This window comes from Blastococcus sp. SYSU D00922 (assembly GCF_054050495.1).
In genome coordinates, this window is sequence record NZ_JBJGZL010000005.1 from 59223 (window position 1) to 70918 (window position 11696).

The 11696-nt window shown below is 71.9% G+C and carries 13 protein-coding genes; 11 read left to right on the top strand and 2 right to left on the bottom strand.

Translation table 11 applies throughout. The features are described from left to right. Positions 1-60: 60 nt before the first annotated feature. The 9 genes from atpE to ACI78T_RS09300 all read left to right on the top strand — a co-directional run bounded on the left by atpE (position 61) and on the right by ACI78T_RS09300 (position 7294). Positions 61-288 carry an ATP synthase F0 subunit C gene (atpE, locus tag ACI78T_RS09260; RefSeq protein WP_164704633.1) on the top strand — a complete coding sequence of 76 codons (228 nt, stop codon included), beginning with the start codon at positions 61-63 and terminating at the stop codon, positions 286-288. A gap of 40 nt (positions 289-328) precedes the next feature. Further along, positions 329-892 (top strand): F0F1 ATP synthase subunit B, encoded by a 564-nt coding sequence (locus ACI78T_RS09265; RefSeq protein ID WP_456557802.1) that lies wholly within the window; start codon positions 329-331, stop codon positions 890-892. Beyond that, positions 892-1767, top strand: a complete 876-nt coding sequence (locus ACI78T_RS09270) for a F0F1 ATP synthase subunit delta (protein WP_456557803.1) — start codon at positions 892-894, stop codon at positions 1765-1767. The genes ACI78T_RS09265 and ACI78T_RS09270 overlap by 1 nt, the downstream gene beginning before the upstream one ends. Positions 1768-1820: 53 nt before the next feature. Further along, complete coding sequence (atpA, locus tag ACI78T_RS09275) at positions 1821-3458, top strand: F0F1 ATP synthase subunit alpha (protein WP_456557804.1); 1638 nt, start codon at positions 1821-1823, stop codon at positions 3456-3458. 3 nt (positions 3459-3461) lie between these two features. Then, entirely contained in the window at positions 3462-4433 is a 972-nt protein-coding gene (locus tag ACI78T_RS09280) for a F0F1 ATP synthase subunit gamma (RefSeq protein ID WP_456557805.1), read from the top strand. A gap of 46 nt (positions 4434-4479) precedes the next feature. Beyond that, on the top strand, positions 4480-5925 hold the full coding sequence (gene atpD / locus ACI78T_RS09285) for a F0F1 ATP synthase subunit beta (protein ID WP_456557806.1): 1446 nt from the start codon (positions 4480-4482) through the stop codon (positions 5923-5925). 165 nt (positions 5926-6090) lie between these two features. Beyond that, positions 6091-6324, top strand: a complete 234-nt coding sequence (locus tag ACI78T_RS09290) for a hypothetical protein (RefSeq protein ID WP_456557807.1) — start codon at positions 6091-6093, stop codon at positions 6322-6324. 135 nt (positions 6325-6459) lie between these two features. After that, complete coding sequence (locus tag ACI78T_RS09295) at positions 6460-6846, top strand: F0F1 ATP synthase subunit epsilon (protein WP_456557808.1); 387 nt, start codon at positions 6460-6462, stop codon at positions 6844-6846. A 46-nt stretch (positions 6847-6892) separates the two neighbouring features. Continuing rightward, positions 6893-7294 (top strand): DUF2550 domain-containing protein, encoded by a 402-nt coding sequence (locus ACI78T_RS09300; protein ID WP_456557809.1) that lies wholly within the window; start codon positions 6893-6895, stop codon positions 7292-7294. Between the two features lie 3 nt (positions 7295-7297). Here ACI78T_RS09300 and ACI78T_RS09305 read toward each other — a convergent pair whose 3' ends face one another. Beyond that, on the bottom strand, positions 7298-7906 hold the full coding sequence (locus ACI78T_RS09305; RefSeq protein WP_456557810.1) for a cob(I)yrinic acid a,c-diamide adenosyltransferase: 609 nt from the start codon (positions 7904-7906) through the stop codon (positions 7298-7300). Positions 7907-7944: 38 nt separating this feature from the next. Between ACI78T_RS09305 and murA the strand changes: the two genes are divergently transcribed. Continuing rightward, positions 7945-9225 carry a UDP-N-acetylglucosamine 1-carboxyvinyltransferase gene (murA, locus tag ACI78T_RS09310; RefSeq protein WP_456557811.1) on the top strand — a complete coding sequence of 427 codons (1281 nt, stop codon included), beginning with the start codon at positions 7945-7947 and terminating at the stop codon, positions 9223-9225. On the opposite strand, the gene ACI78T_RS09315 is transcribed toward murA, so the two are convergent. Continuing rightward, positions 9222-9560, bottom strand: coding sequence for a hypothetical protein (locus tag ACI78T_RS09315; RefSeq protein WP_456557812.1), 339 nt, complete (start codon positions 9558-9560; stop codon positions 9222-9224). The two genes, murA and ACI78T_RS09315, sit on opposite strands and share 4 nt — an antisense overlap. A gap of 94 nt (positions 9561-9654) precedes the next feature. Here ACI78T_RS09315 and ACI78T_RS09320 point away from each other — a divergent pair, with 94 nt between their 5' ends. Then, positions 9655-11688, top strand: a complete 2034-nt coding sequence (locus tag ACI78T_RS09320) for a protein meaA (protein WP_456557813.1) — start codon at positions 9655-9657, stop codon at positions 11686-11688. Positions 11689-11696 lie beyond the last annotated feature (8 nt).

Genomic DNA, 11696 nt, shown 5'->3' on the forward strand with positions numbered 1-11696 from the left:
TCCACCCCGCCAGCCGCCCGGGACGACCCCGGGCGACCGACACAGGAGGAAGACCCCCCAATGATCGAGGTACTCGCAGAGCTCGAGGGCAACATCGGTGCGGTCGGCTACGGCCTCGCCGCCATCGGCCCCGGCATCGGTGTGGGCATCGTGTGGGCCGCCTACATCCAGGCGACCGCCCGTCAGCCCGAGTCCGCCGGCCTGACCCGGACCTACGCCTTCCTCGGTGCCGCCCTCTCCGAGGCGCTCGCGCTCATCGGTCTGGTCGCGCCCTTCATCTACGGCTGAGCCAGCCGGTCCGGTCCAGCTGACTCAGGGAGTGCAGCGCATGAACATCCTGGCCGCGGAGTCGCACAATCCGCTGATCCCGCCCGTGGGCGAGATCATCGTCGGCACCATCACGTTCGCCATCCTCGCGTTCGTGATGTTCAAGGTCGTCGTGCCGCGCTTCGAGCAGGTCTTCCAGGCCCGTCGCGAGGCGATCGAGGGCGGCATCGAGCGCGCCGAGGCCATGCAGGCCGAGGCGAAGGCGGCGCTGGAGCAGTACCGGGCGCAGCTGGCCGACGCACGCAACGAGGCCGCCCAGATCCGCGACCAGGCCCGGGCCGAGGGTCAGCAGATCCTCGAGGAGCTGCGGGCCCAGGCGCAGGAGGAGTCGGCGCGGATCGTCGCCCGCGGCGAGGAGCAGCTGGCCACGGCGCGGCAGCAGGTCGTCAACGAGCTGCGCGGCCAGATCGGCACGCTCGCCGTCCAGCTGGCCGGCCAGGTCGTGGGCGAGTCGCTCGCCGACGACGCCCGGCGCAGCGGCACGGTCGACCGCTTCCTCGCCGAGCTCGACGGCATGGCGGCCGCCGGTGACGGCGCCGTCGGCGCACGGGAGGGCTCCCGCTGATGGAGGCCTCCAGCCGGGCGGCGCTCGTGGAGGCGCGCGAGCGCCTCGCCGAGCTGACCCGTCCTGCCTCCGGCGTCCTGGAGCGGGCGAAGGACCGGCTCACCCGGCAGCCCGCGCGGGCCGCCACCGGTCCGGAGCTGCTCACCCTCGCGGACGAGCTCTTCGCCGTCGGGCGCCTGCTCGACGGTCAGCTCTCGCTGCGCCGGGCGCTCTCGGACCCGGCCGGCCGGCCGGACGACCGCGCGGGCCTCGCCCGACGGCTGTTCTCCGGGAAGCTCTCGAGCACCGCCCTGGAGCTCGTCGAGACCGTCGCACGCCAGCGCTGGTCGCGCCCGATCGACCTCGTCGACGCGTTCACCACCCTGGCCACCGAGGCGTCCCTGGACGCCGCCGACGTCCGGGGCGAGCTCGACGGCGTCGAGGACGAGCTGTTCCGGTTCGGCCGCATCGTCGGTGCCGATCGCGAGCTGGCCCGCATCCTCGGCGACCGGAAGGCCCCTGCCGAGGGCAAGGCGGCACTGCTGGACCGGCTGCTCTCCGGCCGGGTCAGCCCGGTCACCGAGCAGCTGCTGCGCAACGTGCTGACCGGCCCGCCCGCGGGCAACCCGGAGGTCGCCATCGAGCGGCTCTCCGACGTCGCCAGCCGGCGCCGCGGCCAGTCGATCGCCCGCGTGACCACCGCGGTGGCGCTCACCGCCACCCAGGAGCAGCGGCTGACCGAGGTCCTCGGCCGGCTGTACGGGCGCACCATCGGACTGCAGGTCACGGTGGACCCGGGTGTCCTCGGCGGCCTGATCGTCCAGGTCGGCGACGAGGTCATCGACGGCAGCATCGCCCACCGCCTGGAAGTCGCCGAACGGCGACTGGCCGGCTGACCGCCCCACCGACCCACCCCAGACACGACCCCGCAGGGAAGAGGACTCAGACCATGGCCGAGCTGACGATCTCCGCAGACGAGATCCGCAGTGCCATCCAGAGCTACGTCACCGAGTACAGCCCCGACATCTCCCGCGAGGAGGTCGGCACGGTCACCGAGGCCGGCGACGGCATCGCCCGTGTCGAGGGCCTGCCCTCGGTCATGACCAACGAGCTGCTCGAGTTCGAGAGCGGTGTCCGCGGCCTGGCCCTCAACCTCGACGTCCGCGAGGTCGGCGTCGTGGTCCTGGGTGACTTCTCCGGCATCGAGGAGGGCCAGCAGGTCCGCCGGACCGGCGAGGTGCTCTCCGTACCCGTCGGCGACGGCTACCTCGGCCGCGTCGTCGACCCGCTCGGCAACCCGATCGACGGCGGCGGCGCCATCGAGACCACCGGTCGCCGCGCCCTCGAGCTGCAGGCCCCCACCGTGGTCCAGCGGCAGTCGGTGCACGAGCCGATGCAGACCGGCATCAAGGCCATCGACGCCATGACGCCGATCGGCCGTGGCCAGCGCCAGCTGATCATCGGCGACCGCCAGACCGGCAAGACGGCGATCGCGCTCGACACGATCATCAACCAGAAGGAAGCCTGGGCGACCGGCGACCCGAAGCAGCAGGTCCGCTGCATCTACGTCGCGGTCGGCCAGAAGGGCTCCACGATCGCGGCGATCCGTTCCTCCCTCGAGGAGGCGGGTGCGATGGAGTACACGACCATCGTCGCGGCGCCGGCGTCCGAGGCGGCCGGCTTCAAGTACATCGCCCCCTACACCGGCTCGGCCATCGGCCAGCACTGGATGTACGAGGGCAAGCACGTCCTGATCGTGTTCGACGACCTGTCGAAGCAGGCCGAGGCCTACCGCGCGGTCTCGCTGCTGCTGCGCCGCCCGCCGGGCCGCGAGGCCTACCCGGGCGACGTCTTCTACTTGCACTCCCGCCTGCTGGAGCGCTGCGCCAAGCTCTCCGACGACCTCGGCGCGGGCTCGATGACCGGTCTCCCGCTCATCGAGACCAAGGGCAACGACGTGTCGGCCTACATCCCGACCAACGTCATCTCGATCACCGACGGGCAGATCTTCCTCGAGACCGGCCTCTTCAACTCCGGTGTCCGCCCGGCCATCAACGTGGGCATCTCGGTGTCCCGCGTGGGTGGTTCCGCCCAGATCAAGGCCATGAAGTCGGTGGCCGGCCGCCTCCGGCTGGACCTGGCCCAGTACCGCGAGCTCGAGGCCTTCGCCTCGTTCTCGTCGGACCTGGACGCCTCCAGCCGCGCGACCCTCGACCGCGGCCAGCGCCTGGTGGAGCTGCTCAAGCAGGGCCAGTACCAGCCGTACCCGGTCGAGCGCGAGGTCGTCTCCCTCTGGCTCGGCACCACCGGCAAGCTCGACCGCGTGCCGGTCGGCGACGTGCGCCGCTTCGAGGCCGAGTTCCTCGACCACCTCTCGCGCAACGAGCCCGGTGTGTTCGACGAGATCCGGCAGAGCAAGGCGCTGGGCGACGACTCGGTGCAGACCCTCGAGCGGACCGTCGAGGCCTTCTACGGCCAGTTCACGACGTCCGAGGGCGAGAACCTGGCGGGCAACGAGCCCGAGGCCGAGGCCATGGACGCCTCGGAGCGGGGTCAGGAGCGCGTCCAGGTCAAGCGGGCCGGCTGACCGATGGCCGCGTCCCTCCGCGCGCTGCGGCGCCGCATCCGCTCCACGCAGTCGACGAAGAAGATCTTCTCGGCGCAGGAGCTGATCGCCGGTGCCCGCATCGTGCGCGCCCAGGCCCGGGTGGAGGCGTCCAAGCCGTACGCCCGGGAGATCACCCGGGTGCTGTCGGCGCTGGCCTCCTCGGCCAGCCTCGACCACCCGCTGCTGACCGAGCGGCAGAACCCGCAGCGGGCCGCCGTCCTGGTCATCACCTCCGACCGAGGCTTCGCCGGCTCGTACAACGTCAACGTGCTGCGGCGCACCGAGGAACTGCTCTCCCTGCTCCGGCAGGAGGGCAAGGAGCCGGTCCTGTACGTGGTCGGCCGGAAGGGGGAGACGTACTACTCCTTCCGCAACCGCGATATGGCCGACACCTTCACCGGGTTCTCGGAGCAGCCGAACTACGAGGACGCCCAGCGGGTCGGGCAGGAGCTCATCGCCGCCTTCACCGCCGGTGAGGACGACGAGGACGGCGGAGCTGGTGCCGACGGCATCCTCGGCGTGGACGAGCTGCACATCGTCTACACCGAGTTCCGCTCGCTGCTCGCGCAGGTCCCGGTCGCCAAGCGGATGGCCCCGCTGGAGGTGGAGGAGGTCGAGGAGTTCGACTACGAGCGGGAGGACCGCGAAGCCGGACGCACCGGCGACAGCGGCGTCCCGACCTCGTACGAGTTCGAGCCCTCCGCCGAGGGCCTGCTCGACGCGCTGCTGCCGAAGTACATCACCACGCGGATCTACGCGGCGATGCTCGAGGCGGCCGCCTCGGAGTCCGCGTCGCGGCGCCGCGCGATGAAGTCGGCCTCCGACAACGCCGAGGAGCTGGCGAAGAACCTGTCGCGCCAGGCGAACCAGGCCCGCCAGGCCGAGATCACCCAGGAGATCAGCGAGATCGTCGGCGGCGCCGACGCTCTGGTCTCCGCGGGTGCCGACGACTGACCTTTTCGAGACACCACCGAAGCCCGAGGGCAGGAGAGCAGTACAGATGACCGTCACCGAGGACCGTCCGACCACCTCGCAGACCACCGGCACCGGCCGGGTCGTGCGGGTCACCGGGCCGGTCGTCGACGTCGAGTTCCCCCGCGACGCGATGCCCGACCTGTTCAACGCCCTGAAGGTCGATGTCACGCTGGCCGACCTCAGCAAGACCCTGACCCTCGAGGTCGCCCAGCACCTGGGCGAGAACGTCGTCCGCACCATCTCCATGGCGCCGACCGACGGCCTCGTCCGCGGCGCCGAGGTCACCGACACGGGTGAGTCGATCACCGTGCCCGTCGGCGACGTGACCAAGGGCCACGTGTTCAACGCCCTCGGCGACTGCCTGGACGAGCCCGGCTACGGCGTCGACGCGCCGCACTGGTCCATCCACCGGCACGCCCCGCGCTTCGACCAGCTCGAGGGCCGCACCGAGATGCTGGAGACCGGCATCAAGGTCATCGACCTGCTGACGCCCTACGTGGCCGGCGGGAAGATCGGCCTGTTCGGCGGGGCCGGCGTGGGCAAGACCGTCCTCATCCAGGAGATGATCCGACGGGTCGCCCAGGAGTTCGGTGGTGTGTCGGTGTTCGCCGGTGTCGGCGAGCGCACCCGCGAGGGCAACGACCTCATCACGGAGATGACCGAGTCCGGCGTCATCAACTCGACCGCCCTGGTCTTCGGCCAGATGGACGAGCCGCCGGGCACCCGCCTACGCGTCGCCCTCTCGGCGCTGACGATGGCCGAGTACTTCCGCGACGAGCAGAACCAGGACGTGCTGCTCTTCATCGACAACATCTTCCGGTTCACCCAGGCCGGGTCCGAGGTGTCGACCCTGCTGGGCCGCATGCCCTCGGCCGTGGGTTACCAGCCCACGCTGGCCGACGAGATGGGTGAGCTGCAGGAGCGGATCACCTCGACCCGTGGCCGGTCGATCACCTCGATGCAGGCGATCTACGTGCCCGCCGACGACATCACCGACCCGGCGCCGCACACCACGTTCGCCCACCTCGACGCGACGACCGTGCTCTCGCGGCCGATCTCGGAGAAGGGCATCTACCCGGCCGTCGACCCGCTGGACTCCACCAGCCGGATCCTCGACCCGCAGTACGTCGGGCAGGAGCACTACGCGATCGCCCAGACCGTCAAGCAGATCCTGCAGCGCTACCAGGAGCTCCAGGACATCATCGCCATCCTCGGCATCGACGAGCTCTCCGAGGAGGACAAGGTCACGGTCAACCGGGCCCGGCGCATCGAGCGCTTCCTCTCGCAGAACATGTTCGTCGCCGAGGCGTTCACCGGTCAGCCGGGTTCGTTCGTGCCGCGGTCGGAGACCCTCGAGGCCTTCAAGGCGATCACCGAGGGCAACTACGACAACGTGCCCGAGCAGGCCTTCTTCATGTGCGGTGGCCTCGAGGACCTCGAGCGCAACGCCGACAAGCTGAAGAAGGGCTGAGCCCAGCTCCGACGCCTGGCAGACGGCCGGACCCCTCCAGGGGGTCCGGCCGTCCGTCGTCGGGGGCCCGGTGCTCACGATCGGGGGAACCTGGCGTCACCCGTGTGGGTGGAACGGGACTAGGGTCTCTCCTGGTCAGCGCCCCGGGTGCCGACCATTCGACCGATGAGCCCGAGCCACGGGCACCGTGACGAGGACGACGTGGACCTGAACGACGCCATGCGCACGAACGTGGAACCCGGTTCCGCCGATCCCGGCTGGACCTGGCCCCCGTACGCGCCGTGGGAGCCCGTCGACGGCGAGCCGTTCGGCGTCGAGGAGTGGGCACCCGCCTCGACGGTGCGGCGTCCCTGGGTCCGTCTGGGGCGCTGGACGCTCCTCTACCGCCGCGCCTCCTAGCCGGCCCGGACCTCCCGCGGGCGCGCTCCCGACACGCCGGTAGGGTGAGGGGGACCGACGCCGTGTCCCCGGACCGGCGACCCCCGTACCGCACCGTCCCGCCGACCGGCTGGGCGGTGGATCCCGAGGAGAGTCGTGGCGACCCTGCAGGTCGAGTTGGTGGCCGTCGAGCGGAAGATCTGGTCCGGCGAGGCGACGATGGTCATCGCCCGCACGACCGAGGGGGAGCTGGGCGTCCTGCCCGGTCACGCACCGTTGCTCGGCGAGCTGGCCGGCGGCGGAGTGGTCACCATCCGCACGGAGTCCGGTGAGGACGTCGTCGTCGCCGCCCACGGCGGGTTCCTGTCGGTGACCGAGCGCGGGGTCTCGATCCTGGCGGAGACCGCCGAGATCTCGACCGAGATCGACGTCGAGCGTGCCCGTGAGGCGCTGCGCCGCGCGGAGGACTCGGACGACCCGGAGGCGCTCGAGGCCGCCCGTCGCGCCCAGTCGCGGCTCCGGGCGGCCGGCGAGAGCGCCTGAGCCACCGGACCACCCCCGCCGAGTCCCTGCCCGCCCACGCCGCGCCGTGACCACGGTCCTGCTGGTCCTGCTCGGCGTCCTGGTCGTGGTGCTGGCGGTCGCCTTCCTGCTCCGCCGCCGCTTCCTGCTGTCCGGGCTCGGGGCGGTCACCATGTGGCTGCGCCCCGTCCGGTCGCCGCGGTGGTCGGTGGGCGTGGCCTGGTACGGCGGCGACGTCCTCCTGTGGTACCGGGGGCTGTCCCTCGCGGTGCGCCCCCACGAGCGGTTCTCCCGCGCCGAGCTGGGCGTCGAGGCCCGGCGCAGCGCCGGCCGGGACGACCTCGCTCTGCCCTCCGACGTCGTCGTCCTGGCGATCACGACCCCGGAGGGGCCGCGCGAGCTCGCCATGGACTCCTCGACGGTGACCGGCTTCCTGTCCTGGATCGAGTCGGCACCCCCGGGGAGCTAGTGGCTACTCCGACCGTGCCGCCTGACGCTGGGCGTGGGCGCCGCTGTGCGCGCCGGGCTCCCACAGGATGTCGCCGTCCGGGTTGGCCACCCGCGCCAGGATGAACAGCAGGTCCGACAGCCGGTTGAGGTAGCGTGCCGTCTCCGGGTTGGTGCGCTCGCCGTCGGCCTGGAGCAGGGCCCACACGCTGCGCTCGGCGCGGCGGGCCACCACCCGGGCCTGGTGGAGCAGGGCCGCCGCGGGGGTGCCGCCGGGGAGGATGAAGCTGTCGAGCTTGGGCAGCGTCTCGTTGTACTCGTCGCACGCCGCCTCCAGCCGCTCGGTGTAGGCGGGTGTCACCCGCAGCGGCGGGTACTTCGGGTCCGGCACGATCGGCGTGCAGAGGTCGGCGCCGACGTCGAACAGGTCGTTCTGGATGCTGCGCAGCAGGTCGGCGACGGCCGGTTCCGGCGCACCGAGCGCGAGCGCGGTGCCGATCACGCTGTTGGCCTCGTCCACGTCGGCGTAGGCCACCAGCCGGGGATCGGTCTTGGCGACCCGGCTCATGTCGCCGAGGTGCGTCTGGCCGGCGTCGCCGGTCTTCGTGTAGATGCGGGTCAGCCGGACGGTCATGCCGGAGAGCGTAAGAGCAGCCGCCGTAGGGTGGTCACGTGGAGTGCTTCGAGGTGACCGGTGGTACGGGCCTGACCGGCCGGGTGCGGGTCACGGGTGCGAAGAACAGCGCGCTCAAGCTCATGGCAGCCGCCCTGCTGGCGCCCGGCCGCACCACCATCGACGAGGTCCCGGACATCCTCGACGTCTCGATCATGAGCGAGGTGCTCCGGCGGCTGGGCTGCGACGTGGACTACGAGCGCACCGGGAACGGCGGTGGCGGCGGACGGGTGACGATCGACGTCCCGGACAAGCCGTCGACCGAGACCGACTACGACCTGGTCCGCAAGATGCGCGCCTCGATCAGCGTGCTCGGACCGCTCGTGGCCCGCTGCGGCAGCGCCAAGGTCGCCCTGCCGGGCGGCGACGCCATCGGCTCGCGCGGGCTGGACATGCACATCTCCGGCCTCGAGCGGCTGGGCGCCACCATCGTGAGCGAGCACGGCTTCCTCGTCGCCACCGCCCCCCGGCTGGCCGGCACGTCCATCTGGCTGGACTTCCCGTCGGTGGGTGCCACGGAGAACCTGGTCATGGCGGCCGTCCTGGCCAGCGGCACCACGGTCATCGACAACGCCGCACGCGAACCGGAGATCGTCGACCTGTGCTCGATGCTGCGGGCGATGGGCGCCCGCATCGACGGCGCGGGCACCTCGACGATCACCGTCGAGGGCGTCGAGTCGCTCGCGCCGGTCACCTACACGACCGTCCCGGACCGGATCGTCGCCGGCACGTGGGCGATCGGTGCCGTGATGACCCGCGGCGACGTGCTGATCGAGCGCGCCGTCGCCGAGCACCTGACCGTCGCCCTCGACAAGCTGACCGACGCCGGGGCCACCGTCGAGGCGCAGCCGGGGGGCGTCCGCGTCGCCATGACCGAGCGCCCGCGCTGCGTCGACATCGTCACGCTGCCCTTCCCCGGGTTCCCGACCGACCTCCAGCCCATGGCCGTCGCCCTCGCGGCGGTCTCCACGGGGACCGCGCTGGTCACCGAGAACGTGTTCGAGGGCCGGTTCATGTTCGTCAACGAGCTCGTCCGGCTCGGTGCCGACGTGCGCATCGACGGCCACCACGCCGTCGTGCGCGGGCGGGAGAAGCTGTCCAGCGCCCCGGTCGTCGCGACGGACATCCGCGCCGGTGCCGGCCTGGTGCTGGCCGGTCTGGTGTCCGACGGCGTCACCGAGGTGCAGGAGGTGCACCACGTCGACCGGGGCTACCCGGACTTCGTGGAGCAGCTGCGCGGGCTCGGCGCCACGATCGAGCGGACCGAGCGGCCCGGCTAACCGGGAAACGTCGCGGCGAGGGACCGCGCGCGGGCGGCGTCCTCCGGGAAGACCAGGACGTCGGCGCGGTGCGGCGCCGGGTAGCGCACCGTCGACCGGATGCCGGCGTCGGAGAGCACCGCGCGCAGGGCCAGTGCCGACTCCCGGCGGGTGAGCGTGGCGACCGGCGTCAGCAGCCCGTCGTCCGCGCCGGGAGTCGTCGGCTGCCGCCGTCGGTCGCGGCCGTAGCCGGTGCCGAACGCCCAGCGCATGAACAGCGCGAGCAGGCCGAGGACGGCGAACGCGACCGCCGGCCCCACCAGGGGCTGCAGGCTGCCGGCCAGCGCCATCGACATGGTCGATCTCCCCTCCGCTCGTTCGAGTGTGCCACCGCTCACGCTCCCCGGCCGGGGCTGCTACTCGCGGGTAACCGCCCTAGACTCCGCCGGTATGCCGTTCCCTTCAACGCCGAAGGAGCGCGACCGCCCCTGGGTCATGCGCACCTATGCCGGCCACTCCTCGCCGGCCGAGTCCAACGCCCTGTACCGGCGCAACCTCGCCAAGGGCCAGACCGGCCTCTCGGTCGCCTTCGACCTGCCCACCCAGACCGGCTACGACCCCGACGACGAGCTCGCCGTCGGCGAGGTCGGCAAGGTCGGCGTCCCCGTCACGCACATCGGTGACATGCGGGCGCTCTTCGACGGCATCCCGCTCGACGAGATGAACACGTCGATGACGATCAACGCCACCGCGATGTGGCTGCTCGCGCTCTACCAGGCGGTGGCCGAGGAGCACGGGCACGACGTCAGCAAGCTGGCCGGCACGACGCAGAACGACATCATCAAGGAGTACCTGTCGCGGGGGACCTACGTCTTCCCGCCGGCTCCGTCGATGCGGCTGATCACCGACATGGTCGCCTACACGGTCACGACCATGCCGAAGTGGAACCCCACCAACATCTGCAGCTACCACCTGCAGGAGGCCGGGGCGACGCCGGAGCAGGAGATCGCCTACGCCCTGTCGACGGCGATCGCCGTCCTCGACTCGGTCCGCGACTCCGGGCAGGTGCCGCAGGAGAAGTTCGGCGAGGTCGTCGCGCGCATCTCCTTCTTCGTCAACGCGGGCGTCCGCTTCGTCGAGGAGATGTGCAAGATGCGCGCCTTCACGCAGCTCTGGGACGAGCTGACGAAGGAGCGCTACGGCGTCGAGGACCCCAAGCACCGCCGGTTCCGCTACGGCGTGCAGGTGAACTCCCTGGGCCTCACGGAGGCGCAGCCGGAGAACAACGTTCAGCGCATCGTGCTGGAGATGCTCGCGGTCACCCTGTCCCGCGACGCCCGCGCCCGCGCCGTGCAGCTGCCCGCCTGGAACGAGGCGCTCGGGCTGCCCCGGCCGTGGGACCAGCAGTGGTCGCTGCGCCTGCAGCAGGTGCTGGCCTACGAGACCGACCTGCTCGAGTACGAGGACCTGTTCACCGGTTCCGTCGTGGTCGAGAAGAAGGTCGCCGAGATCGTCGAGGGCGCCCGCGCGGAGATGGCGCGGGTCGAGGAGCTGGGCGGGGCGGTCGCCGCCGTCGAGTCCGGCTACATGAAGGGGCAGCTGGTCGCCTCGCTGGCCGAGCGACGCCGCAAGATGGAGAGCGGCGAGGACGTCGTCGTCGGCGTCAACAGGTTCGACAGCACCGAGCCCAACCCGCTCACCGCCGACCTCGACACCGCGATCATGGTCGTCGACCCGGCGGTCGAGAACGCCGCCCAGGAGGCGGTGCAGAAGTGGCGGGCCGAGCGTGACCAGCAGGCCGCCGACGCGGCGCTGGAGGCGCTGCGCGAGGCCGCGTCGTCCGACGTCAACCTGATGCCGGCCACCCTGGAGTGCGCCCGCGCGGGCGTGACCACGGGGGAGTGGGCGGGGGTGCTCCGCGAGGTGTTCGGCGAGTACCGCGCGCCCACGGGGGTCGCCGCTGCGACCGGTGGCGGTGAGGCCGACGAGACGCTGACCGACGTCCGCGAGCGGGTCCGGGCAACCGGCGAGGAGCTCGGCGGCCGGCTGCGCTTCCTGGTCGGCAAGCCCGGCCTCGACGGGCACTCGAACGGCGCCGAGCAGATCGCCGTCCGGGCCCGCGACGCCGGCTTCGAGGTCATCTACCAGGGAATCCGCCTGACGCCCTCGCAGATCGTCTCGGCCGCGGTCGAGGAGGACGTGCACGTCGTCGGCCTGTCGGTGCTGTCCGGCTCGCACCTGCAGGTGGTCCCGGCCGTGCTGAAGGGCCTGGCCGACGCCGGGCTGGACGACGTCCCGGTGGTCGTCGGCGGGATCATCCCCGACAGCGACGCCCGCAGGCTGCGCGAGCTCGGGGTGGCCCGCGTCTTCACGCCCAAGGACTTCGGCCTCACCGACATCATGGGCCAGGTCGTGGACGTGATCCGCGAGGCCCATGACCTCCCCGCCCACCCGGACGAGGAGAAGGTGCCCGCCCCGGCCTGATCCGGCTA